This is a genomic window from Flavobacterium sp. B183 (assembly GCF_023539155.1).
In the GTDB taxonomy this organism is placed as follows: domain Bacteria; phylum Bacteroidota; class Bacteroidia; order Flavobacteriales; family Flavobacteriaceae; genus Flavobacterium; species Flavobacterium tructae.
Genome location: NZ_CP097434.1, coordinates 2,611,876 through 2,638,568, shown reverse-complemented (window position 1 = coordinate 2,638,568; position 26,693 = coordinate 2,611,876). Strand labels below are relative to the sequence as shown.

Sequence of the window (26,693 nt, the reverse complement as noted above, 5' to 3'; positions counted from 1 at the left end):
AAAAAAACTATTCAAAAATAATATGAATAGTTTTTATGCTTTTTAAATTACAACTCCTTACAATTGAGAAGTTATATAGTTTGATATTAAAGCAATTTGAGTATCGTCTACCTTCGCTTTTTTCTGCATTCTTACCAGAATTGGTTTCCAGTCTTCCTGACTAAATTTCTTCGGATCGTATAATTTATGACATCTTGCACAACTGTTTTCGTACAAGTTTTTACCTTCTGCCAATGCAGGAGTTAGTTCTGTAGTTTTTGCCGTCTCAGTTGCAGCCGGAGTGGCTGTTGCAACCGGAGCTGCTTTTTTTGTACCGCACGAAATCAAAAGCAATGTCGCAGCGGTTAAAGTTAGGATCCTTAATTTCATTGTTCTTGTTTTTTAAAGTAAATATAAAAAAAATCCCATTCGGCTAGCGAATGGGATTGCTATTTAAAACAATACTAAATTGCTGTAAAGTCTTATTTTACGTCCATTAATTCAACGTCAAAAATCAAAGTTGCGTGTGGTGGAATAACTCCTCCTGCACCTGAAGCTCCGTAAGCTAAATCAGATGGAATTACAAAACGAGCTTTGTCACCTACTTGTAATAAAGCAATACCTTCGTCCCATCCCTCGATAACCTGGCCCTGGCCTAATCTAAATTCGATCGGTTTTTTACGTGGGTAAGAAGAATCAAATACTTTTCCGTTTTCTAAAGAACCTTCGTAGTGTACTGCAACAGTTTTACCTGCTTCCGCTTTTTTACCTTCTCCTTTTTGGATCATTTTATAACGCAATCCACTATCTGTTTTATCAAAACCTGCAGCCAATTGCTCCATCTTTGCTTCTGATTCCGCTTTTAAAGCAGCATCACGCTTCAAACGAGCTCCTTTTAAAGAAATAAAAGCTTCGATTGCATTCCATTTTTGAGCTTCTTCACCTACTCTGATGATTTCTACTGCATCAAGATTATCTCCCTGAGCTACAGCATCCACAACATCCTGTCCTTCGATTACATGACCAAAAACGGTATGTTTTCCGTCTAACCATGAAGTTGGAACGTGAGTAATGTAAAATTGAGAACCGTTACTTGCCGGACCTGAATTTGCCATTGCTAAAACTCCCGGACGATCGTGTTTCAAGCTTGGGTGAAACTCATCATCAAATTTGTATCCAGGATCTCCGGTTCCAGTTCCTTTTGGACATCCTCCCTGAATCATAAAATCAGGAATTACTCTGTGAAAAGTTAATCCGTCATAGAATTTTTGTCCTTGAGGTTTAACTTTATTTTCCATATTTCCTTCTGCAAGAGCTACAAAATTCCCTACAGTTCCAGGTGTTAAATCGTGTGTAAGTTTTACTAAAATCGAACCTTTACTAGTGTTGAATTTAGCGTATATTCCGTTTTCCATGGTTGTTATTTTTTATTTGATTGCAAATTTACAAATTAATTTTATATCAATTTATGCTTTCTGTTTTTTAGACTTTGATTTGTAAGTAAGACCATAAACCGTAAATGCCAGTGCCGATAATCCAACACATCCAATGGTTACGGCATGCCATCCGCCCAGTTTCCACAACAACAATCCGTAAGCCGATCCGGCTGCTGTCCCTAAAAAACTAAACGACATAAAGACGGTATTCAATCGGTTTCTGGCTTCCGGAAGCAATGAATATACTCTCGTTTGGTTTGAAATATGTACGCCCTGAATTCCGATATCAATAAATACAATTCCAATCGCAATTCCGATCACACTTTCTATTGAAAAATAAAAAACCAGAAAACTAATTAAGATCAATAAACAACCATAACCTACCGCAATTCTTGAGTTTCCTTTGTCTCCCATTTTTCCTACTAGCGGCGCTGCCAAAGCTCCTGATGCTCCCACAATTCCAAATAGTCCAATTGTAGCACTATTAAAACCGAATGGTTCTCCCGAAAGCAATAAAACCATAGTGGTCCAGAAGGCTCCAAATTGTGCAAAACTAAATACATTTATCAGTGTCGCTTCACGCAGAACCGGTTGTGTTTTTATAAGTGTAAAAAGCGATTGAATCAGCTGTCCGTAAGTTCCCTCAAACTGAGGTTTATTGACCGGAAATTTATTCTGAATCACAAAAAAGATCAGTAAACAAATACCTGCAGCAATATAAAACATAGACCTCCAACCCAATACCTGGCCGATAAATCCGCTTAAAGTTCTGGAAAGCAATATCCCCACAAGTAAACCACTCATGATGGTTCCGACTACTTTTCCACGTTGTTCAGGCGCACTTAAAGATGCTGCCAATGGTAAAATTAACTGTGGTACGATTGAAGTAATTCCGATTAATAACGAAGCTACCTGCAAAAGGAAAAAACTTTTTGCCGTTGCCGCAATAATCAAAGCAATTACAGAAGCAAAAGTGGTGATTAAAATTTGCTTTTTACGTTCGATTTTATCTCCCAGCGGAACCATGAAAAACAGTCCTATAGCATAACCCGCCTGGGTTAGATAGGTTATTGTTCCCGCACTGGCTTCAGGAATTTTAAATTCGTTGGCAATTAAAACAATTAAAGGTTGGCAGTAATACAGGTTTGCAACTATAAGTCCGGTGCAAGCTGCCATAAATAAGACATTCGTTTTGGATAAATTCATTTTGCAAAAATACCAATCTAATTATTACCAAAACTTTAAAAAAATTATAATTTTTAAAGGTTTTAAAGCCAATTCGGTTCTTATTTTATAGCTTTTAATGGACTTTAAGCCCTTACGATTGTATAAAATCTTCTCGCATTGGACTAAAAACATCTGTCAGAAGTCCGCTTTCCAGACAAACTACTCCATGAATAGCATGAGGCGGAATGTAAAAACTATCTCCCTCCTTTAACGTTTGGGTGACTCCGCTAATGGTAACATCAAATTTACCACTGGAAACATAGGTAACCTGAGAATGATAGTGCTCATGTAAAACTCCGATTCCGCCTTTCTCAAAATGTACATTTACTAACATCACTCTTTCATCGAAAGCCAGAATTTTACGTTTGATTCCTTCTCCTACGATCTCCCATTCGATTTCATCTCCTTTTATAAATTCTTTACTTGTTTTAAAGTGCTGCATTTTCTCTGTGTTTAATTAACTTTTCGTTTCTTGCAAATTCCATTAATCGGCTAACGTCTTTTCATTCCGATTATTTTTATCAAATTTAACCGAATCTGTTTTCTTATTGATTACTTCTAAATTAATTCTTTAAAAATAAACTTTTCATCATAATCAACTTCAGACTTTTGCAAAAAGTGAATATACTCTTCTCTCAGGGTTTTCTTTCTGTGGTGCGCTTCCTGGTTTTCAATATACCTGATTACAGTACTCAGTTGAGATTTACTGTATGAAAACGCTCCATAACCTTCTTGCCATTGAAAATGACTTTTAGACAATTTATTACTATTAATCCATTTTGAAGAATCCTGTTTAATATTTTTCATCAAATCAGAAATTGATTGCGCAGGTCTAATCCCGATCAAAATATGAATATGATCCGATACACCATTTATCCCCAGAAGCTTATGATCATTATTTTTTATAATTCCGGTTATATACTGATACAATTCTGCTTTCCATTCTTTGTCTATCAACGAACGTCTGAATTTCACTGCGAAAACAAAATGAATATGTATTTGGGTGTATGTGTTTGCCATAATTACCGATATTTAATTCCTGATGGAATAATTTGCGATGTGTAAAACATATATTTTTTTGATATTCTACCAATATTTAATTCCTGACGGAATAATTTGCGATGTGTAAAACATATATTTTTGATAGCCAAATTAATTCCTGACGAAATAATTTTAGATTATTTAAAATGAAGGAATAAAACTACAAATATTTTATCATTAAATATTACTTCCCTCAATTTATTTTACTTATTAGCAAAAAAAATGCTCCGTCAGGAGCAAGGATATCGGTAATCCATCGTCAACAATGTCCCGTAGGGACAACACCTCTTTTTACGGTTAGCAGCTGCCCTTAGTTTTCCTCTTCTTCAAAATTATCGAAATAGGTAAAATCTTTGGTAATTAATCCGTTTTCAATGGTAAAAATAGTGCAGATAGGCAGTTCAAATTTTGAATTATCGGGTGCTGTACCTGATGAAACAAACTCTACAATAATATGTTTGTCTCCCGACGGATAAACCTGAATCACTTTATCATGCAGATCCGGAAAAGCTGAATTAAGCTCTGCATACTTATCCGCAATTTGTTTACGGGTTTGCTTTACAATCCCCGGCCCTAGCGAAGGGTCTTTAAAATCAGCGGTATCCGTGTACATTTCTGACATCTTCTTCCAGTCGTGGTTGTTAAAATGTTCAAAATACTGTTTGATTAATTGTTCATTTTTTGTGGCATCCATAGGTTTTGATTGATTTTGATTGTTACAGGAAATAATTAGAAAAAACACCATTAACATTGCTATTTTTCTCATGATTTATCATTTTAAGTTACTCAAGATCAGTATAAAGAGAACATAAATATACTGAAATGATTTTCACCGCAGTAATAAATCAGCGCTATTTTCTTATAAAAAACAATCAATCCGTTTATTTTACAGCAATCGTTTGTGGCGGCTGCTGTTGTTTATCGGTTTTATACAAATAAATTTTCCCGTCTTTACGGGTGTATATATAAGTGTAATTCCAATAGTTTGAACCGGCAATTCTGGTACCTTCACTTGTATTTGTATTTGCATATACCTGATCTGCATAAATTAATATTTCCCCATGATCCTGATTATTTATAGTACGTATGGGAGGTCCCCACGCCTTTATAAGATTATTTTTAGACTGACCAATCCATTGATCGTTTGTATTTTTAGCTGTTGAACATGCCTGTAAAATCAATAGAACAGTTAATACTAATAGCTTTTTCATGGGATTTTATTTTTTGATGATTGAATCGTAATATTACTTAAAATTAGGCATCTTTTTTTTACATTTTGACTGCTTTATGTTATATAATTGTCACATATTTAACTGTATCACAAACACTTAAACACAAATCATCAAATAACACACCCGTTAGCAATTCATTCTGAGCAGTCTCTTAATTATTTTCTCTCATTTTCAAATCTTGAAAATTCACAAAAATTAACTTTGTATCTTTGCATCTTAGAACTATTGAAGAAAAAAAATGCGAATTGACATTATTACAATTTTACCTGAATTATTAAAGAGTCCGTTTGAGGCTTCGATTATGAAACGTGCCATAGACAAAGGTTTAGTAGAAGTTCATTTTCATAATTTGCGTGATTACACCACAAATAGGCAAAAAAGTGTTGACGATTATCCGTTTGGCGGTGGTGCCGGAATGGTAATGACAGTTCAGCCTATTGATGACTGTATCACACATTTAAAAAGTCAGCGTGAGTACGATGAAATTATCTATATGTCACCTGATGGAGAAACTCTAAATCAAAAAATGGCCAATACGATGTCGATGTATGAAAACATTATCATTCTCTGCGGACATTATAAAGGGGTAGATCAACGTGTTCGTGACCATTTTATTACCAAAGAAATTTCAATTGGCGATTATGTATTATCCGGTGGAGAATTAGGCGCTTTAGTATTATCTGATGCTTTAATCCGATTGATTCCCGGTGTTTTGAGCGACGAAACTTCAGCATTGACTGATAGTTTTCAGGACAATCTGCTTTCGGGCCCTATATACACACGACCTGCAGATTATAAAGGCTGGAAAGTTCCTGAAGTACTAACGAGCGGACATTTTGCCAAAATTGACAAATGGCGCGAGGATATGGCCTACGAACATACTAAAAACAGACGCCCGGATTTATTGGAAGAAAAATAAAAAATATTCCCTTCTCATTTATTTTTAGTGATTCTTCTCCATCATACTTGAAAGCTGTAATTATCGTTATCTTTTTTGTTACTTCTTTCTAAAAGATAAAAAATGAGCGATTTTAATCTGAAACATATTTACAATACACGGAATTATATTGAGATGAATTACAATCAAATCATCTCAATAAATTCTCTGGAGCGTATTTCCTGTTACTCTTACAGGAATTTGCAACGCATTTTTTATTCTTTATTTAATGAAACCATCGGCGCTTATCAGACCCGATTGAAAGTAGAAAACGGGTACAAAAAACTGATCTACTCCAACAAACAAATCTCAGAAATTGCACTTGAAGTAGGTTTTGCCGATGTACAGTCTTTTTCAAAAACCTTCAAAAAACATTTCGACTGCGCTCCTTCACTAGCCCGCAATCAAAAAGAACTTTTATTAAACGATACAGGTATTCTTCAATCTTTTACCTCCTTTTTAAAGCCTGAAATACTTGTAATTCCGGAAACAGCTGTTTATTACCTTAGCTCCAAAACGCATTATATTAATCCCGAAATAGAAAATCTTTGGGAGACTCTTTTAAAAAATGAATTCCCTGAAACGGATGCTCGCTTCTTCGGAGTTATAACGGATGATATTTTAATTACCGAAAAAATAAACTGCACTTACGAAGCCTGCATTGCTACAACTGCTGTTCTTAAAAATCTTCCAAATAAGCAAATTTTTGGGGGCAAATATGCTCGCTTTTTTCACCATGGAAGCTACAACACTCTTGAAGAAACGTATAATCAAATCTTTGGTGGCTGGTTTCTAACCCATGATTTTGAACTTTCACATTTGCCTGTTATTGAACAATATCTAAAAACCAGCGACAATTGTGATAACGAATCTGACTATCTCACAGCGATTTTTATTCCGCTTATTTGATTTGTCCATTTTGGACAACTAACAGTTTATCTCTTGATACTATCTTTGCATCGTCAAAACACTAGTAACACAATGACAATAAACAAGTTAATTCACAACAAACTCAAATTAAGATGAAAAAATTATTTTTACCAATAGTACTACTTCCTTTATTCACTTCCTGTCAGGAAGACGGAATGTCTGCAACACCTAACGAACCAACTGAATCCATTAAAAGCGAGATTATGTATACCATGCCTGAAGAATCTGCTCCGCATGAAGGAACCTGGCTGCAATGGCCACACCAATATCAATACGGTATTAACTATAGAGATGATTTGGATGCTACATGGGTTGCCATGACGAAATCATTGTCGACAAGTGAAAAGGTGCATATCGTTGCTTATAATACCAACGAAAAGAACAGAATTACAACTTTATTACAAAATGCAGGAGTTTCTCTTTCTGCTATCGATTTTAAAATCTATAAAACGGATGATGTTTGGGTACGAGATAATGGTCCTATTTATGTAAAAGACAAAAACAATCAACTGGTAATTCAGGACTGGGGCTTTAATGGCTGGGGAGAAAAAGCTGATTTTAAAAATTGCAACACTATACCAGCACAAATTGCCGCAGATCAAAACACAACTGTTGTAGATTTAAATGCGATCATGATCAACGAAGGCGGAGCTGTAGAAATAGATGGAAAAGGAACCTTATTAGCTACTAAAAGCTCTATTCTGAACTCAAATCGTAATCCCGGAATGAGTCAGGCACAAGCTGAAGCCATTTTTAAAAAATATCTAGGAGTGTCTAACTTCATCTGGCTTAACGGAAAAGCAGGAAAAGAAATTACCGACATGCACATTGACGGGTTTGCGCGATTTGGTAATGACAACACCATCGTGACGATGAGCGAAGATGATTTACTGTACTGGGAAGTACCAGAAGGAGACATTCCTACTTTGTACAATTCAAAAGATTTAAAAGGTAAAAAATACAATTTCCTAAAACTGCCTTTGACTCAAAACAAAGTGGTAACGACCTATGGAAAAAAATTAGGCTACAAAGGTTCTTATGTTAATTACTACATTGGAAACACGGTTGTACTGGTTCCTAATTACAATGATCCTAATGATGCTGTTGCCAATCAACTGATTCAAAGCTTGTATCCTAACAGAAAGGTAATTGGTATCGACGTTCGTAATTTATACGCTAACGGGGGAATGATCCACTGTGTGACGCAGCAGCAGCCTAAATAAAAAGTTTCTTTTGTTTCAGGTTTCAAGTTTCAAGTTTCAAGTTTCAGGTTTCAAGTTTCAGGTTTCAAGTTTCAGGTTCTTATGATCCGGAATCAAAACTTGAAACTTGAAACCTGAAACTCTTAACCTTCAATTTATCAGCAACTTAAAATAATTTACAATTTATAATTCATAATTTACAATTATTTTTTACATTTGCACCCGAATTAGACTAACCTCTGGCGAAATACGTGAATGTTACTCTAAATAAACAATAATAAAAATTATCATGGCAGATTTATTAAAGTTCGTTCAAAACGAATTCGTTGCTAAAAAAGATTTCCCTGTTTTCGGAGCTGGAGATACTATCACAGTTTACTACGAAATTAAAGAGGGTGAAAAAACAAGAACTCAGTTTTTTAAAGGAGTTGTTATTCAAAGAAGAGGTTCTGGTAACACAGAAACTTTCACTATTCGTAAAATGTCTGGAGCTATTGGAGTTGAGCGTATCTTCCCAGTAAACTTACCAGCTTTACAAAAAATTGAAATCAACAAAAAAGGAGCTGTACGTAGAGCTAGAATTTTCTACTTCAGAGAACTTACTGGTAAAAAAGCTAAGATTAAAGATAAAAGAAGATAATCATTTATCTATTGGTTATAAAAAACTCGTTTCATATCATTTGAAACGAGTTTTTTTTTGGACTTCATTTTCAGAATGCCAAAACCGTAATTTTTTAATACCAAAATCGTCGATTTGACAATTTAACGACCCCGAAATAACAATCTGATAATTTCGGCATTTCTCCTGAAAACTACACCGTTTTCGGACTGTTTTTATTATATTTGCTCCGCTCATTCTGAGCCGACTATACCTTTTACATTGCCATTCTCTGGCGATACGATTATAAAAAAAAAAAAAATGACACAGAATTCGAAAATCTATTACACCTTAACTGATGAGGCGCCCTTGTTAGCGACTTATTCTTTTTTACCTATTGTTCAAGCATTTACGGGTACTGCTGGTATCGCTATTGAAACCAGAGACATCTCTTTGGCTGGCAGAATTTTATCTAATTTTCCTGAGCTTCTAACAGCTGCTCAAAAAACCGGAGATGCCTTGGCTGAATTAGGTCAGTTGGCAACACAGCCTGATGCTAATATCATCAAATTACCAAACATTTCTGCATCGGTACCGCAATTAAAAGCGGCTATTGCTGAGTTACAGTCACATGGTTACGGAATTCCAAATTATCCTGAAGATCCGCAAAACGATGCTGAAAAGGAAATTAAAGCAAAATATGCTAAAGTTTTAGGTTCTGCTGTAAACCCAGTTTTACGTGAAGGAAACTCTGACCGTAGAGCACCGAGGGCAGTAAAGAACTTTGCAAAATCAAATCCACACTCTATGGGTGCATGGTCTGCTGATTCTAAAACTAAAGTAGCTTCAATGCCAAACGGTGATTTCTACGGAAGTGAAAAATCGCTTACTGTTGCAGAAGCTAACGATGTAAAAATTGAATTCGTTGCAAAAGACGGTACAACTACTGTATTAAAAGCCAGTACTCCGCTTAAAGCAGGTGAGATCATTGACAGTTCTGTTTTAAGTGTAAAAAAATTAAAAGCTTTTGCTGCTGACGCTATCGCTGATGCTAAAAAAGAAGGTGTTTTACTTTCGGTACACTTAAAAGCAACCATGATGAAAGTATCAGATCCAATTATCTTTGGCGCTATCGTTGAAGTATACTTTGCTGATCTTTTCAAAAAATATGAAACTTTATTTGCAGAATTAAACATTGACACCAGAAATGGTTTAGGTGATATCTATGCAAAAATTGCAGGAAGACCTGAACAAGCCGAGGTTGAAGCTGACATTACGAAAGCAATCGAAAACGGTCCTGCTTTGGCAATGGTGAATTCTGATAAAGGAATTACAAACTTACACGTTCCTTCGGATGTAATTGTTGATGCTTCTATGCCGGCAATGATTCGTACTTCAGGACAGATGTACAATAAAGAAGGAAAACAACAAGATACTATTGCTGTTATTCCGGATCGCTCTTACGCTGGAATTTACACCGCTACTATCGATTTCTGTAAAAAACATGGTGCTTTTGATCCTAAAACAATGGGAAGTGTTCCTAACGTAGGTTTAATGGCTCAAAAAGCAGAAGAATACGGATCTCACGACAAAACATTCCAAATAAAAGCTGACGGAGTTGTTCGTGTAACAGACAACAAAGGAACTGTTTTAATGGAACAAAACGTTGAAACTAATGATATTTTCAGAATGTGTCAGGCCAAAGATGCTCCAATTCAGGACTGGGTTAAATTAGCTGTAAACAGAGCACGTTTATCTGATACTCCTGCCGTTTTCTGGTTAGACGAAAACAGAGCACATGACAGAGAATTGATCGCAAAAGTTCAAAAATATTTAAAAGATCACAATACTGTAAATCTGGATATCCGCATCTTAAACCCGGTTGCTGCTACAGAATTTACTTTAGACAGAATCATCAAAGGTTTAGATACCATCTCAGTAACCGGAAACGTTTTACGTGATTATTTAACCGATTTATTCCCAATTTTAGAATTAGGAACTTCAGCTAAAATGTTATCTATCGTTCCGTTAATGAACGGTGGCGGATTGTTTGAAACGGGTGCCGGAGGTTCTGCTCCAAAACACGTAGAGCAATTTACAGAAGAAGGATATTTACGTTGGGATTCATTAGGTGAATTTTTAGCACTTGGAGCTTCTTTAGAGCATTTAGGACAAACTTTAGACAATTCTAAAGCAATTGTTCTGTCTGAAACTTTAGACCAGGCCAATGATAAATTCCTTGCCAATGATAAATCTCCTGCCCGTAAAGTAGGTCAAATTGACAACCGTGGTTCTCATTTTTACCTTGCATACTACTGGGCTCAGGCTTTAGCAGCTCAAAACAAAGATGCTGAGTTGAAGGCGATCTTCACTCCAATTGCTGCTGAATTTGAAGCTAACGAAGCTAAAATCGATGCTGAATTAATTGGTGCACAAGGAAAACCTCAAACAATTGGAGGTTATTACCAGCCAACTCCGGAGTTAGTGAGCAAAGCTATGCGACCAAGCGAAACATTCAACTCTATTATCGCTCAAATAAAATAGCGAAATGAAATACTAGAGATACACAAAAATGTACCTCCCCTAAAAAGACAACTTTCAACAGTTGTCTTTTTTTTTGAGTTGAACTAAAAAAGATCTGAGCCTCTGAACCTCAGAAAGAGAGCCATTCTTAACTAATGTTTAACAATCGTTCTGCTGAAATATTTAACAAGAATCATTAACTATGTAACTCAAAACCAAGATAATGACCAACAAAAAAATAATTGCTTTTTTATTTTTCTTCTTTACTATTCTAACCTCATTTTCTCAGGAAAAATTCACACTGAGCGGTACTATCACCGACTTTAAAAACAATGAAACTTTAATAGGCGTAAACCTCTATATTCCGGCCTTAAAAATAGGTACTACCACCAATGAATATGGGTTTTATTCTCTAACCGTTCCACAGGGCGAATATGAAATTGAAATTAGTTATCTTGGTTATCAGACTCTTCAAAAAACCATTACTTTAAATCAAAACACTAAAAATAATTTTGCCATTACCGAAAGCGGTGAAGAACTTAAAGAGGTCATAATTACTGATAATAAAAGTAAAATCAACATCAAATCGCCTGAGATGAGTGCCAATAAACTCTCTATTGCCACCATCAAAAGAATGCCGGTTGTTTTGGGTGAAGTCGATGTTATAAAATCAATTTTATTGCTCCCGGGAGTCACAAATGCAGGTGAAGGCGCTTCGGGCTTCAATGTACGTGGCGGGGGTGCTGATCAGAATTTGATTTTGCTGGACGAAGCTACTATCTTTAATTCTTCTCACGTATTTGGTTTTTTCTCCGTTTTTAATCCGGATGCCATCAAAGATTTAAAATTATATAAGGGAGGAATTCCGGCTCGCTATGGCGGAAGAGCCTCTTCTGTTTTAGACATTTATCAAAAAGACGGAAACAGCAAAGAGTTTCACGTCAATGGTGGAATTGGATTAATTTCAAGTCGAATTTTAGCCGAAGGTCCGCTAGTGAAAGACAAAGGTTCTTTCCTGATTGGAGGAAGAGCTTCTTACGCTCATTTATTTCTAAAGTTATCTGAAGATCAAAAAAACAACGCTGCTTATTTCTATGATTTAAACACTAAATTGAGTTATAAGCTAAACGAAAACAACAGCTTGTATTTATCGGGTTATTTTGGCCGCGACGTATTTAGTCTGAACAAGAGCTTTACCAATATTTACGGAAATTCGACACTAAACCTGCGTTGGAATCACTTGTACTCTGATAAGCTATTTGCCAATTTATCCCTAATTTACAGTGATTACTATTACGGTCTTGACTTAGATTTTGTAGGCTTTAAATGGGACTCCGGAATTAAAAATTATAACATCAAGTATGACTTCAAAAACTATGTCTCGGATAAATTCAAACTGAACTACGGTTTAAACGGAATTTACTATGAATTTAATCCCGGAACCATTAAACCAAGTAATGAAAAATCCGGAATTAATCCGGACCAGCTGGACAAAAAATATGCTTTTGAACCTTCTGTTTATATCGAAGCCGAAAATCAGCTTTCCAAAAAACTCACACTAGCTTATGGCTTGCGTTACAGTCTTTTCTACCGCTTAGGTGCTTCTACTATTAATTATTACAACAATAATGAGGCCGTAACCTTCAATAATAATATGCAGATTTACGAAAAAGGAATCCCTGTCTCAACAAAACACTTTGGTAAAAACAAGGTCATTCAGGATTACAACAATTTCGAACCGCGACTTTCGGTTTCTTATCAGTTAAACGACGATCAGGCTATTAAAGCAAGCTATAATCGCATGGCGCAGTATCTTCAATTGATTTCGAATACCTCATCACCTACTCCGCTTGACGTGTGGATGCCTAGTGACAACTACATCAAACCCCAGCTTGCAGATCAGGTTGCTTTGGGCTATTTTAGAAATATTAATAATGGCGCCTATACCGTTGAAGTCGAAACCTATTATAAAAAGATTCAAAACCGACTCGATTATATCGATGGTGCCGATTTGATTGCGAATAATGCGATCGAACAAATAGTTCTGAACGGAAGAATGAGAGCTTATGGTCTCGAATTTATGCTTAAGAAAAATGAAGGCAAATTCAACGGATGGATTTCCTATACTTTATCCAAATCACAACAGCAAACTCCGGGAAGAACTCCCGAAGAGATCGGTATCAACAACGGACAATGGTACAGTTCTGCCTATGATAAAACGCATAATTTAGCCGTGACATCAGCTTATAACCTGAACGAGAAATGGTCTTTTGGAGCTAATTTTGCGCTTCAGTCAGGACAGCCTGTTACCTATCCAAATGGACAATATCAGTATTTAGGAATTACGGTGCCTAGCTATGGTTTAAGAAACGACAACCGTTTGCCGGCCTATCACCATTTAGATGTTTCGGCAACTTTGACACCCCGAAGAAACAAAGACAGAAAATGGAAAGCAGAATGGGTTTTTAGTATTTACAATTTATACAACCGCCAGAATGCGGCCTCGATTAATTTCCGCCAAAATACCGATACCGCTGCAAATGAAGCCGTAAAAACTTCAATTTTCGGAATTGTTCCTGCTGTTAGCTATAATTTTAAATTTTAAGACCTCCTTTCCCTCCAAAGAAAATAAAAGACACATCATGAAAAAAGCAACTCTCTTAATTGTCCTTTTTATATCCATTTTCCTCACCGGCTGTGAAGAAGTTGTGGATGTTAATCTGGATACTGCTCCGCCAAAATTAGTTATTGAAGCGGCAATAAACTGGCAAAAAGGAACTACAGGAAAGCAACAAACCATAAAACTGACCACCACTACAGGTTACTTTCAAAATGTTATTCCAATTGTTTCGGGTGCAACCGTATTTATCACGAACAGCCAGAATATAAAGTTCAATTTTAGTGAAGTTCCGAAAACCGGACGCTATGCTTGCTCAAATTTTATTCCGGTAATCGACGAAATCTATACCTTAACGGTGATTTCCGGCGGAATTACTTATACTGCCACCGAATCTATGAAATCAGTCGCTCCCATAACCCGGGTGGAGCAAAACAATCAGGGCGGTTTATCAGGAAAAAAAGTGGAAACCCGTGCTTATTTTAACGATCCTGCCAATGCCGATAATTTTTATCTTTTTAAATATGTATATTCGACGAAAATTACTTCAACTTATTACGTTACTGAAGACAAATTTTTTCAGGGAAATGAATATTTCAGCACTTCAGATGATGACGATTTAAAAGTTGGTAATGAAGTCGAAATGACGCATTACGGCATCTCTAAACAATATTACAATTATATGAGTATTCTGGTGAGTATTGCCGGAAACAATGTTGGCGGACCTTTTCAGTCTCCTCCCGCAACCGTAAGAGGAAATATTATCAATATGGCCGATAAGGCTAATTTTCCGTTAGGTTATTTTTCGCTTAGTGAAACCGATTACAAAAAATATAAAATTCAATAATCAGTAAAAAATGGAAGCCAGAATTCAGATTTTATCCGAAAAAAAACTAATTGGTAAATACGTAATAATGTCGTTTTTGGAAAACAAAACTCATGAATTATGGAGTTCGTTTATGCCGAAACGGAAAGAAATTAAAAACATGGTCGATGCCGATTTGTATTCTCTGGAAGTTTTTCCAACGGCACATTTTGACAATTTTGATCCCGAAAATACCTTCGAAAAATGGGCCGCAGTCGAAGTCTCTGCATTTGATGAAGTGCCACAGGAAATGAAATCTTTGGTAATTCCTGAGGGATTGTATGCTGTTTTTGTTCATAAAGGCCCTCAAAGTGAAGGCCACAAAACGTATCGTGAAATTTTTGTAGATTGGCTCCCCAATTCAGCGTATACGGTTGATGAAAGACCGCACTTTGCCATAATGGGTGAAAAATACAAAAAAGAAGATCCGGATTCTGAAGAAGAAATCTGGATTCCGATAACCCCAAAAACTTAAAATCATGTTGATCGATACCTTAAAAATTCTTTTTAACAGAGACCTGAACAAATTAAAAGTTGAAATCGAATCCTATCAAAACGAAGCTCTGATTTGGACAATTGCGCCGGATATTTCTAATTCAGCCGGAAATCTTTGTTTGCATCTGATGGGAAACATAAATACCTATATTGGTGCCGAATTAGGAAAAACAGATTATGTTCGTGATCGTCCATTGGAATTCTCCCTGAAAGATATTCCAAGATCTGAGCTCATCAGCAAAATTGAACATACTATTTTGGTGGTAAACAACACTCTTGATAGTTTAACCGAAGCCGATTTAGAGCTTATTTACCCGCAAATTGTTTTCGAAAAAGAAATGACAACCGGTTTCTTTTTAGTGCATCTTTCTACCCATTTAGCCTATCATTTAGGACAAATAAATTACCACAGAAGATTATTATAACTTAAATTTAAGGCTACAAAAAATAAGAAGAAACAATTGTTTTTTTGTATGTACAAATAAAATATTAACAATATATTTGATACAAAAAATCATTTATGAAAAAACACTACTTCTTATTATTTCTTTTTTTTATATCACTATCGAGCAATGCTCAAGTTTCTTCAAATATTGACCCGGATTTTGACACCAAAGATTACCTTCCCAGTTTAACTTTGTTCAGCAAAGATTTTGCTTTACAGCCTGACGGGAAAATAATTCTGGTTGGAAATTCCAGTTCTTATAAATTGTACAATGACAAGAATGCAGTAAAAGGTAACAATATTTTGAGGTTAAATAAAGATTTGTCTCTTGATGAAACGTTCAAAACTGGCTTAGGGTTTAGTTCTGCACCGTCAGGTTTAGCAATACAACCGGATGGAAAAATTCTGATTGGTGGCGCTTTTACAACTTATGATGGAAAACCGGTAAACAAAATAATCAGGTTAAATGCCGACGGTACTCTTGACAATACATTTAATCTTTCTGATAAAGGATTCAATTCATTTACGTTTACAATTATACGTTCGATAAAAATACAGCCCGATGGAAAAATACTAATAGCGGGAGTTTTTGATGTTTCTATTTATCAAAAATTTACTGGCCGCAATATGCTGCGCCTAAATGCTGACGGTACTGTGGATAAAACTTTTCAACCAGGCTCCGGTTACCCTTATAATATTTTCAAATTTGAACTGCAAACTGATGGTAAAGTAGTAAGAGCCTATGAGAATACATTCAACAAAGAAACAAGTTATAGAATTGACCGTTTAAATTCTGATGGTACTTTAGATTCAGGATTTACTGCTATAGAAGGATTTGGAGGAATTTGTTCCAACAATACTGTTGGGTATGATAGTATGTACGATTGTAAATTGGGCATTCAAAAAGATGGAAAAATATTATTTGGCGGTTGCTACAGTACATTCAAATATATTGCGACCTCCGGTTTTATGAGGTTCAACACCGACGGATCTAAAGACACATCATTTAAATACGTTGTGCCAGGATTCCCAATGGCAACAGTAAAAGATTTTATTCTTCTCTCGAATGATAAAATACTAAAAAGCGATTTGACACTCATTAATAATGATGGCTCCATTGATAATACAGTTGTAGCAAAATTAGACGCAAACACAAATTCAAATAAAATTTTGTTGTGCCCGGATAATAAATTATTAGTTTGTACGGAGAATATTGTAAACTTTACAGGAGGAAGTACTTCTTTTAACCGATTTATTAAAGTAGATTTAACTACTTCTGAAATTAACGCACAAGAACAACCCAGTACTTTTTATGCAGGAAATGATATTTTAGAAAAACCGAATGGCGACATTCTTGTTCTGGGAAATAGCAAAAGTACCTTTAATACAAAATATCATGATGGTATAAAATTGCTAAACAAAAATGGCAAGCTTTCTCAGAATAAAAATTTATACCAAAACCTATTTACATCCCCTAAAAGCGAAAAAAATACCTTTAGAAAAGGAATTGTTCTGCCAGATGGTAAAGTTATCTTAAATAAAATTGAATCTACAGGCGTAAGTAGTTTGGTTAAATACAATGATGATTTTACAATAGATGCTTCTTTTTCGGCCCCTATTTACCTTGGACGCATATACAATTTAATATTGCTTTCCGATGGAAAAATCTTAGTTACTTCGGATGGACAGGACAGTCTTACAAGATTAAACAGCGATGGCTCTAAAGATCTTAGCTTTGCTTCAGTCAGAGGATTTAACAATCTCTGCTACACTTCAGCAGTGCAAAAAGATGGAAAAATAATTGTAGCCGGTAATTTTACTTCTTATAACGAAACAAAAATCAATCGAATTGCAAGATTTAATAGTGACGGAACATTTGACAATACTTTCCGTCCTGATGAAAACCTAACCGGATTTATCTACACTACTGGCATACAATCTGATGGAAAAATCATCATCGCGGGGCAGCTAAATTTTAATTCTATAACAGAAAAGAGTTGTGTTCTAAAACGCTTAAATACGGATGGCTCTACAGATGCATCATTTACTGAATATAATTCTACTTATGTAGCGCATCTTGTACGAGGTATGGAAATACAGTCTAATGATCAAATTGTACTTTTTACTAATCGAAACAGCACCACGGATTACCAGATAAATGACTTTAAACTATTAGAGAAAAATGGAGAAATTGACACCACATTTGATTCAGGTGAAGGGTTTGATGGTAACATTACTGCCATTAAAATTCAAAAAGACGGAAAACTTTTGGTAACAGGTAATTTTGTAAAATACAAAAACAACTGGTCTAATGGAACAATCCGATTACTTGGCACTAAAAGCACATTGGATACACCCGATTATTTCTTAAACAATAACAATTCCAATCTTGTTTTATTTCCTAATCCGGTTAAAGATGTACTGAACATTTCATCAGATGAAAATCTATCTATAAAATCAATACAAATTTATAATACACTTGGACAATCTGTATTAGATACCAAAAACATAAAAAACTTCTCGAACATCAATGTTTCGGAATTGAGTAAAGGGATTTACTTCGTTAAAATAAATTCAAACAAAGGAACAACAACAAACAAATTTTTAAAAAATTAACCAAATGCTCTCTTAATTGAGAGCATTTTTTTTGCTCCCCTATTCTCGTAAAATCTCCATTCCAAATAATTTAGTTATTTGCCTGATCTTTTACAGCTCATAACTTTTGTACATTTGCAGCACATTTCAAATTAAAAACTAAATGTCTTCACACCATATCGTACGCGACGACCAGGAACCCGCTTTAATTATCGCCAACGGAGCAGCATGCCATCCGGAATTATTAGGACAATTACTGGAATGGTCTCCTCTTGTTATCGTACTCGATTCAGCCATTGAAAGAGTAATTGAACTGGGCATCAAAGTCGATGTGCTATTGGGTGATTTCGACCGTGGCTTTGATCCTGAAATATACAAGACAACACAATATCCTATCGAAATTGTTCATACACCCGATCAGGACAAAACCGATCTGGAGAAAGCTTTTGATTATTTAATCGATCGCAAAATACCTGCTGTAAATGTGGTTTGGGCCACCGGAAAACGTGCAGATCACACCATAACCAATATCACCAATATTGCCCGCTACCGCAATTTGCTTAAAATTGTGATACTGGACGATCATTCTAAAGTATTCTTATTACCTCAGAAATTCGAGAAGTGGTACACGGCGAAAACTCCAATCTCTCTGATTCCGATTGGAGTGGTTAACGGAATTTATTCGACCAACTTACAATATCCCCTTGAAAACGATACCTTAACAATTGGCTACAGAACCGGAAGCAGCAATTCGGTTCTTCAGGACGGATTAGTGACTATTACCCATACGGAAGGTGATTTATTGCTCATGGAATGTATGGATTAAATACCGTCTTCTTATACAAAATCGAAAAACACTCTAAAACAAAAACAACTCGTTTTTCATTAGAATGCAATCCCAAAAAAGGAATAACTATCTTTGCTCCCAAATTCACAAAATGAAAACAACAGATCCTTCCGAAAAAAACAATTTACATCCCCGAAATCTGCACCGTTCACGTTATGATTTCGAACTTCTTATTGCAAATTGTCCTGAATTAAAAGCGCAGGTGGCAGTAAATAGTCACGGAATTGAAACTATTGATTTCAGTAATCCTCTTTCGGTAAAACTGCTCAACAAAGCTTTACTGGAAACTTATTACGGCATACAAAACTGGGATATCCCTAAAAACTACCTTTGCCCGCCTATTCCGGGAAGAACGGATTACATCCATTATTTGGCCGATCTGTTAGCCGAAACCAATAACGGAACTATTCCTCAGGGATCCTCCGTGTTAGGTTTAGATGTAGGTACGGGTGCTAACTGCATTTATCCTATTTTAGGAAATGCCATTTACGGCTGGGATTTTGTTGGAACAGATATCGATCGAAAAGCAATCGAAAACTGCAGTACAATTATTGAAGCAAATCCAAAACTGATTGAAGCCATTAGCCTTCAGCAACAGACAGAATCGCGTTTTATTTTTAAAAACATCATTACTCCCGAAGATCGTTTTACGTTCACGATGTGCAATCCGCCTTTTCATGCTTCGGCAGAAGAAGCCAATAAAAGTACCGTTCGTAAAGTTTCCAATTTAAACCCGAAGGACAAAAAGAAAGCAAACCCTGTTTTAAACTTTGGAGGTCAAAATGCGGAATTATGGTGTGATGGAGGTGAGCTTCGTTTTATCACTCAAATGATTTACGAAAGCGCCAAATATGCCACACAATGTCTTTGGTTCACCACTTTAGTATCCAAAAGAGATAATCTTTACAACATTTACAAAACATTAAACAAAGTAAATGCAGCCGATATTCAAACCATTGATATGGCTCAGGGCCAAAAAACAAGTCGAATCGTAGCCTGGACTTTTTTAGATGAAAACCAGCAGAAGGCATGGAACTCTGAAAATGCTTAATGTTGAAATTCTACTAGTTTAAAATAAAATTCTGATACTTTTTAGAGTCAGCATTTTCGTACCTTTAAAGTAATTTGAATTTTATTCCTATGGCAAAAATTTTCTTTAAAGTATCGTTGTTGCTTTTACTGGCAGGTTGCGCGGCTTCTAAAAAGACAAAATTTGACGATTATGTTTTTAAAACAAAAAGCGAGAAACAAGTTTATATAAATTCATACGATCAGGCACTAAAGCTTTGGGATATTCCATATACCGAGGAAAATATACAAACAACGTACGGAACAGTCCATGTAATTATTAGCGGTTTAAAAAACGGAAAAGATTTAGTACTGCTCCATGGCATGGATGCGAGTTCTGTCATGTGGTACCCCAACATAAAAGCATTGTCCAAAACACACCGTATTTATGCCATTGATTTTATAATGGAACCCGGAAAGTCTACTTTGACTTCTAAACCGCTCTCTTCGGAAGAAATAGTCCTTTTGTACAATGAAATTTTCGATCATTACAAATTAAAAAAGATTGATCTTATAGGAGCCTCCCGTGGTGGCTGGATGGCAACATTGTTAGCCACTCAAAAAGAAAATTCAATCGATAAAATAGTGCTGTTGAGTCCCGCACAAACCTTAAAATCCATTGATAAAATGCGAAAAATGACTCCAGCCTTACTATTGAAGCTTTTCCCAAATGAAAAGAATTTCGAAAAAACATTAAAAATATTTTCTACTCATCCTGAAAAAATCAGTCCGGTCTATAAAAGACAATTTTATTTGGCCAACAAATATGCAAAGTCAAATTCCAGCATGCTGAAAATGCGTCCTTTCTCAGATGACGAACTAAAATCCATCACCAATCCGGTTCTGATTTTAATTGGAGATCATGATGTTATCAATTCAGAAGAAAGTCTTGAGCGTGCTCAAAAACTTTTAGTAAACGGTACAACAAAAACGATTCATGATGCGGGTCATTTTTTAAGCATAGATCAGTCTAAAGCTGTAAATGAAGAAATAATTGAGTTTTTAAATCCTAAGAAAACGATCTCGAACCCTTAAAGAAAAGTATTTTTCGCAACATAAATCAAAAATAAATATCAAAAGTTTAAAAAACAACTTATAAATCAAACCAATCAATAGTTTTAACTTAAAATTATATATATTTACAATTATAGCAAAACTATTTTAAAAAATCGTCAAAATAGAGCGAACCATACCCTTCAATCTACTGGACCAGTCCTAAATTAAAAAAGTGACAATAACCATTTGGTTCAGAAATTTATTGAATAAAAATTCCAAAACAAATTCAATTTCAAAATAATTTATAGCAGACCCGTTTGTTATTTATTTTTTGCTTTCATATTAATTTAAACCAAACTAATATAAAACCAGAATTATGAAGAAGAATCTATTCAAAAACCAAATGTATTTACGACTCCAAAAAGTGTTACTCACACCTTTTGCATTCACTATTCTTTTAGCAAACGGCAACAATCTTACTGCTGCTGAAAATACGAAAAACCGAAAAAATACCATTCAGACCAATCAAAACAAACAAACCGATCTTGTCAAAGGAAAAGTTGTCGATGACACAGGAGCCTCTTTACCGGGAGTTACTGTTTTGGTCATCAGTACCAAAAAAGGAGCCGTTACCGATATTGACGGGAATTATACTATTGAAGCCAAAGTTGGCGACGTTCTGCAATTTTCATATGTAGGATTACAAACCAAAACCGTAACAGTTGTGGGACCAACTGTAAATGTTACGCTATCAGGAGGCAGTGGTGAAAGCCTGGAGAATGTAGTGATTATTGGTTCGCGTAACCCTACCCGAACTGTTACAGAATCAGCTGTTCCTATAGATGTTATTGCAATGAAGGATATTGCAACGCAAGGAGCACAAACCAACCTGAATCAGATTTTGAACATGGTAGCTCCTTCCTTTACCTCAAATACCCAAACGGTAGCTGACGGAACGGATCACCTTGATCCTGCGCAATTAAGAGGTTTAGGCCCTGATCAGGTATTGGTTTTGGTAAACGGAAAAAGAAGACATACTTCCTCTTTAGTTAACATAAACGGAACTCCGGGAAGAGGATCAGTAGGAACCGATTTGAATGCAATTCCCGCTTTCGCTCTTGAAAAAATAGAAGTACTGCGAGATGGTGCTTCTGCGCAATATGGTTCAGATGCTATAGCAGGAGTAATTAATCTTAACATAAAAAAAGACACTAAAAAAATAGATATTAATCTCTTTTCAGGAAGTAATTTTTCACGAAATGCTAACGATCACAGAGGAGGAAATGATGGTAACAATTACCAAATGGACGTTAATTACGGAACAAATTTAGGCAAAGAAAAAAGTTTTATTAATTTAACGGGAAGCTTGCAATTAAGAGATGCTACAAGCAGAGCTAATGACGCCACAGGTACTATCTATAACGCTTACAATGCGATTGAACAAAGAGCTTCAGAAGACGGAATAAATATAAATTCTCTGTACGGCAACATTACCAATACTCCTAATTCTGCTCAAATTGTAAGCTTAATAAAAAACTATGCTCCCAAAGTAAGTTATTTTACCGGGGCACAACAAACGAATATCAGTAATGCCACAACTATTTCGCAATTACAAACGGCCTTAAATTTTGATGCCACAGACGGAGAACTGGCTTACCGAAAACTTGAAAGAAGGAACTTTAATATGAGAATAGGGCAGTCTGAATTTAAAAGTGTTCAGTTCTTTTTGAATGCCGCCTATCCCATAAATGATAAATTAGAAGTTTACGTTTTTGGTGGAACCAGTTATAGAAATGGTGAATCTGCCGGCTTTTTCAGAAGACCTAATCAATCAAGATCTTACACCGGTTTATACTTAAATGGTTTCTTACCCGAAATTCATTCTACCATTAATGACCTTTCTGCTGCAACAGGACTTAGAGGTACTATTTTTAAAGACTGGCATTTTGATTTGAGTAATACATACGGTCGAAATTCCTTTGATTATAATATTGAAAACACTGTAAATGCAACTTTAAGAGAAGGTTCCCCTACTGAATTTGATGCAGGAGGTCTACGTTTTGCTCAAAACACAACGAATTTTGATATGAGCAAAAAAATCAATACACTGAACGTCGCATTTGGTGCCGAATATCGCTACGAACAATACGGTATCAATGCCGGAGTTCCTGACTCTTACAGTCAATACGATATCAATGGAAATGTCGTTACCGGTACAACACCTGCCAACATAAGAGTGACTGATTTTTATGGTGCCGCGAGACCAGGTGGAGCACAGGTTTTTCCGGGTTACAGAGCTGAAAATGCAAAAACCGAAAAAAGAAACAGTATAGCTCTTTATACGGATTTAGAGTTAGATGTAACCGAAAAATGGTTATTAAACGGAGCTGTTCGTTTTGAAAATTATTCCGATTTTGGAAGCACTACTAATTTTAAAATTGCCACCCGCTATAAACTTACCGACAACATCAATTTGCGTGGTGCTTTCTCAACAGGATTCAGAGCTCCATCCTTACATCAAATTTATTATGAATCCACTGCAACACAATTTACAGGAGGAGTCCCTTTTGAAGTAGGAACTTTTAGCAATGATTCTGAAATCGCAAAATTACTTGGAATTCCGAAATTAAAACAAGAAGAGTCAACTAGTGTAAGCGCCGGATTTACAGCTAAAATTCCATCAGCCAACCTTACCATAACTGCGGATGCTTATTACATCAAAATAAACGACAGAGTAGTACTTACCGATCAGTTTACACCAACTCCACTGACTCAGTCTTTGTATGATCAGGCTGGCGCAAATGCGGCAACTTTCTTCGCCAATGCCATTGATACCGAATCTAAAGGAATTGATGTGGTACTTACCAACAAAATGAACCTAAATGAAAATCTGACTTTAAAAAATGACTTGTCCGGTACCTTTTCAAAAACACGTAAAATAGGAAACATTCATGCTTCTCCTATACTAGAAGCCGCAGGTCAGGTAAACACTTATTTTTCAGAATCTTCAAGAATTTATTTAGAAGAAGCAGTACCGCGAGTAAAAGTAAATCTGACAAACGGTCTTACTTATAAAAAATTCGATTTCTTTTTAAGAAACGTGTACTTTGGAGAAGTAACAGATCCAAACGTTGCTGACGTAAACGGTGATGGTTTTGTAGGCGCCACTATTGTAAATGGAAAAGCGGTGGAAAATGAACATCCTGTTTGGGGAGGAAGAGTGATTACCGACATGTCTGTCGGTTTTAAAATTAGTCCTATTGCTAAAATCATAATCGGTGCTAACAATGTTTTTGATGTTTATCCGGATAAAAACCTGGGGCCACAAACCGCTAGAAGAGCCAATGGCGTTGATGCAAATGGAAACATAACCTATGCCACTACTCCAACTGCTATTGATTTATCCAACCAAAATCAATTTGTGTATTCCAGAAATATATCTCAATTTGGTCAAAACGGACGTTTTGTTTTTGCAAGATTAAGTCTTAGCTTCTAAATCATTCTCAATTATAAAAAGACCGTCAACATGAAATTTGTTGACGGTCTTTTTTTGAATTATACTTTCAGAAAAAAAGAAATCAAACTCGTATCTTTACGACACTAATCTTTCATCATCCAAAAATGAATTTCCAGGTATCCTCTGAATACAGTCCAAAAGGTGATCAACCGCAAGCAATTGAAAAACTGTCACAAGGCATTATAGACGGTGAAAAATACCAAACTTTATTAGGAGTTACGGGTTCCGGAAAAACTTTTACGGTGGCCAATGTTATTCAGGAAGTTCAGAGACCTACTTTGGTTTTGGCACACAACAAAACACTGGCTGCACAGTTGTACTCGGAATTTAAGCAATTCTTCCCGAATAATGCGGTGGAATACTTCGTTTCTTACTACGACTATTACCAACCGGAAGCTTTTATGCCGGTTACAGGAGTATTTATCGAAAAGGATTTGTCCATCAATGAGGAACTTGAAAAAATGCGTCTGAGCACTACTTCTTCCCTACTTTCGGGACGTCGTGATGTATTGGTTGTCGCTTCAGTTTCCTGTTTGTATGGTATTGGAAATCCTGTTGAATTTCAGAAAAATGTCATCGAAATAGCAAGAGATCAAGTCATTTCCCGAACGAAATTATTACACAGCCTGGTGCAGAGTTTATATTCCCGAACGGAAGCAGACTTTACTCCGGGAAACTTCAGAATCAAAGGAGATACGGTTGAAGTATATCCAAGTTATGCCGATGACGCCTATAGAATTCACTTTTTTGGTGATGAAATAGAAGAAATAGAATCCTTTGATGCCAAGACCTCGCAAGTCATTGAAAAATTTACCCGACTAACTATTTATCCTGCCAATATGTTTGTGACTTCGCCTGATGTTTTACAAGGCGCTATTTGGGAAATCCAGCAGGATTTAGTCAAACAAGTCGATTATTTTAAAGAAATCGGTAAACATCTGGAAGCAAAACGTCTGGAAGAACGTACAAATTTTGATTTAGAAATGATTCGCGAATTAGGATATTGTTCCGGAATTGAAAATTATTCGAGATATCTTGACGGCAGAGATGCCGGAACCCGTCCTTTCTGTTTGTTAGATTATTTTCCAAAGGATTATCTGATGGTGGTAGACGAGAGTCACGTGACGGTTTCGCAGGTTCATGCCATGTACGGAGGCGATCGCAGCCGAAAAGAAAACCTGGTAGAATATGGTTTCCGTCTGCCTGCTGCAATGGACAACCGACCTCTGAAATTTGAGGAGTTTGAAGCCATGCAAAATCAGGTCATTTACGTGTCTGCAACACCTGCCGATTATGAACTTCAGAAAACAGACGGGGTTTATGTAGAGCAGATTATTCGTCCAACAGGATTATTAGACCCCATTATTGAGATACGCCCAAGTTTGAATCAGATTGATGATTTGATCGAAGAAATTCAGGTTCGCTGTGAATTAGACGAAAGAGTTCTGGTCACTACTCTGACCAAAAGAATGGCCGAGGAACTAGCCAAATATTTGACCAAAGTTAACATTCGTTGTCGTTATATTCATTCCGATGTAGATACACTGGAGCGTATCGAAATTATGCAGGACTTACGCAAAGGAATTTTTGATGTTTTGATCGGGGTAAACTTACTTCGTGAAGGTCTGGATTTACCTGAAGTTTCGCTTGTTGCTATTTTAGATGCCGATAAAGAAGGCTTTTTAAGAAACCACAGATCATTGACCCAAACTATTGGCCGTGCCGCAAGGAACCTTAACGGAAAAGCCATCATGTATGCTGATAAGATCACTGCCAGTATGCAAAAAACAATTGATGAGACCAGTTATCGCAGAACCAAACAAATCAATTATAATACTCAAAACAATATCACTCCTCAGGCCTTAAATAAAAAAATCGATAGTGCCTTTACTAAAAACCCTCTGGTTGAATACGAATTAGGACATACCATACCGTCAGCAGCGGCAGAACCGGAAACAGCTTATTTATCGAAATCGGAACTGGAAAAAATGATTTGTGAAAAACGAAAATCAATGGAAAAAGCGGCAAAAGAACTGGACTTTTTACAGGCTGCAAAACTGCGTGACGACATTAAAAAATTGCAGGAACAGCTTCCTTAAACACACAATTCTAAAACAATTGACATCCAAAGTATAAAAGAATT

At 36.0% G+C, this 26,693-nt stretch carries 22 protein-coding genes; 15 read left to right on the top strand and 7 right to left on the bottom strand.

Annotated features, from left to right (window positions below):
• Window positions 1–57 precede the first annotated feature (57 nt).
• From M4I44_RS11210 to M4I44_RS11180, 7 genes are all read right to left on the bottom strand, one after another.
• Window positions 58–369 carry a cytochrome c gene (locus M4I44_RS11210; RefSeq protein WP_070907020.1) on the bottom strand — a complete coding sequence of 104 codons (312 nt, stop codon included), beginning with the start codon at window positions 367–369 and terminating at the stop codon, window positions 58–60.
• A 92-nt stretch (window positions 370–461) separates the two neighbouring features.
• Complete coding sequence (locus M4I44_RS11205; protein ID WP_017495425.1) at window positions 462–1,394, bottom strand: peptidylprolyl isomerase; 933 nt, start codon at window positions 1,392–1,394, stop codon at window positions 462–464.
• 51 nt (window positions 1,395–1,445) lie between these two features.
• Window positions 1,446–2,591 (bottom strand): MFS transporter, encoded by a 1,146-nt coding sequence (locus M4I44_RS11200; protein ID WP_017495426.1) that lies wholly within the window; start codon window positions 2,589–2,591, stop codon window positions 1,446–1,448.
• Between the two features lie 142 nt (window positions 2,592–2,733).
• Window positions 2,734–3,084 carry a cupin domain-containing protein gene (locus M4I44_RS11195; RefSeq protein ID WP_230000296.1) on the bottom strand — a complete coding sequence of 117 codons (351 nt, stop codon included), beginning with the start codon at window positions 3,082–3,084 and terminating at the stop codon, window positions 2,734–2,736.
• A gap of 116 nt (window positions 3,085–3,200) precedes the next feature.
• Complete coding sequence (gene tnpA, locus M4I44_RS11190) at window positions 3,201–3,662, bottom strand: IS200/IS605 family transposase (protein ID WP_249967349.1); 462 nt, start codon at window positions 3,660–3,662, stop codon at window positions 3,201–3,203.
• A 331-nt stretch (window positions 3,663–3,993) separates the two neighbouring features.
• Window positions 3,994–4,449 (bottom strand): nuclear transport factor 2 family protein, encoded by a 456-nt coding sequence (locus M4I44_RS11185; protein ID WP_089077787.1) that lies wholly within the window; start codon window positions 4,447–4,449, stop codon window positions 3,994–3,996.
• Between the two features lie 115 nt (window positions 4,450–4,564).
• Window positions 4,565–4,894: a hypothetical protein gene (locus M4I44_RS11180; RefSeq protein ID WP_249967348.1), complete on the bottom strand. Its 330-nt coding sequence runs from the start codon at window positions 4,892–4,894 to the stop codon at window positions 4,565–4,567.
• 259 nt (window positions 4,895–5,153) lie between these two features.
• Here M4I44_RS11180 and trmD point away from each other — a divergent pair, with 259 nt between their 5' ends.
• The 15 genes from trmD to uvrB all read left to right on the top strand — a co-directional run bounded on the left by trmD (window position 5,154) and on the right by uvrB (window position 26,649).
• Window positions 5,154–5,834 carry a tRNA (guanosine(37)-N1)-methyltransferase TrmD gene (trmD, locus tag M4I44_RS11175; protein ID WP_017495431.1) on the top strand — a complete coding sequence of 227 codons (681 nt, stop codon included), beginning with the start codon at window positions 5,154–5,156 and terminating at the stop codon, window positions 5,832–5,834.
• Between the two features lie 102 nt (window positions 5,835–5,936).
• Entirely contained in the window at window positions 5,937–6,761 is an 825-nt protein-coding gene (locus tag M4I44_RS11170) for a GyrI-like domain-containing protein (protein WP_249967347.1), read from the top strand.
• A gap of 113 nt (window positions 6,762–6,874) precedes the next feature.
• Window positions 6,875–8,005: an agmatine/peptidylarginine deiminase gene (locus M4I44_RS11165; RefSeq protein ID WP_017495433.1), complete on the top strand. Its 1,131-nt coding sequence runs from the start codon at window positions 6,875–6,877 to the stop codon at window positions 8,003–8,005.
• Between the two features lie 268 nt (window positions 8,006–8,273).
• Window positions 8,274–8,624: a 50S ribosomal protein L19 gene (gene rplS, locus M4I44_RS11160; RefSeq protein ID WP_017495434.1), complete on the top strand. Its 351-nt coding sequence runs from the start codon at window positions 8,274–8,276 to the stop codon at window positions 8,622–8,624.
• Between the two features lie 279 nt (window positions 8,625–8,903).
• Window positions 8,904–11,126, top strand: coding sequence for an NADP-dependent isocitrate dehydrogenase (locus M4I44_RS11155; protein ID WP_249967346.1), 2,223 nt, complete (start codon window positions 8,904–8,906; stop codon window positions 11,124–11,126).
• Window positions 11,127–11,328: 202 nt separating this feature from the next.
• A complete protein-coding gene (locus M4I44_RS11150) occupies window positions 11,329–13,710 on the top strand; it encodes a TonB-dependent receptor (protein WP_249967345.1) in 2,382 nt (793 codons plus the stop codon).
• A gap of 37 nt (window positions 13,711–13,747) precedes the next feature.
• Window positions 13,748–14,569: a DUF4249 domain-containing protein gene (locus M4I44_RS11145; protein ID WP_249967344.1), complete on the top strand. Its 822-nt coding sequence runs from the start codon at window positions 13,748–13,750 to the stop codon at window positions 14,567–14,569.
• Window positions 14,570–14,579: 10 nt separating this feature from the next.
• Window positions 14,580–15,062 (top strand): GyrI-like domain-containing protein, encoded by a 483-nt coding sequence (locus tag M4I44_RS11140; RefSeq protein ID WP_249967343.1) that lies wholly within the window; start codon window positions 14,580–14,582, stop codon window positions 15,060–15,062.
• Between the two features lie 4 nt (window positions 15,063–15,066).
• Window positions 15,067–15,507, top strand: a complete 441-nt coding sequence (locus tag M4I44_RS11135; RefSeq protein WP_017495439.1) for a DinB family protein — start codon at window positions 15,067–15,069, stop codon at window positions 15,505–15,507.
• A gap of 95 nt (window positions 15,508–15,602) precedes the next feature.
• Window positions 15,603–18,143: a T9SS type A sorting domain-containing protein gene (locus tag M4I44_RS11130; protein ID WP_249967342.1), complete on the top strand. Its 2,541-nt coding sequence runs from the start codon at window positions 15,603–15,605 to the stop codon at window positions 18,141–18,143.
• A gap of 142 nt (window positions 18,144–18,285) precedes the next feature.
• The gene (locus M4I44_RS11125; RefSeq protein WP_249967341.1) at window positions 18,286–18,948 is read left to right on the top strand and encodes a thiamine diphosphokinase; all 663 of its coding nucleotides are present in this window, start codon (window positions 18,286–18,288) and stop codon (window positions 18,946–18,948) included.
• Window positions 18,949–19,060: 112 nt separating this feature from the next.
• Complete coding sequence (gene rlmF, locus M4I44_RS11120) at window positions 19,061–20,020, top strand: 23S rRNA (adenine(1618)-N(6))-methyltransferase RlmF (RefSeq protein ID WP_249967340.1); 960 nt, start codon at window positions 19,061–19,063, stop codon at window positions 20,018–20,020.
• 89 nt (window positions 20,021–20,109) lie between these two features.
• A complete protein-coding gene (locus tag M4I44_RS11115; protein ID WP_249967339.1) occupies window positions 20,110–21,072 on the top strand; it encodes an alpha/beta fold hydrolase in 963 nt (320 codons plus the stop codon).
• A 337-nt stretch (window positions 21,073–21,409) separates the two neighbouring features.
• Window positions 21,410–24,529 carry a TonB-dependent receptor gene (locus tag M4I44_RS11110; RefSeq protein ID WP_249967338.1) on the top strand — a complete coding sequence of 1,040 codons (3,120 nt, stop codon included), beginning with the start codon at window positions 21,410–21,412 and terminating at the stop codon, window positions 24,527–24,529.
• A 125-nt stretch (window positions 24,530–24,654) separates the two neighbouring features.
• Complete coding sequence (uvrB, locus tag M4I44_RS11105) at window positions 24,655–26,649, top strand: excinuclease ABC subunit UvrB (RefSeq protein WP_249967337.1); 1,995 nt, start codon at window positions 24,655–24,657, stop codon at window positions 26,647–26,649.
• Window positions 26,650–26,693 lie beyond the last annotated feature (44 nt).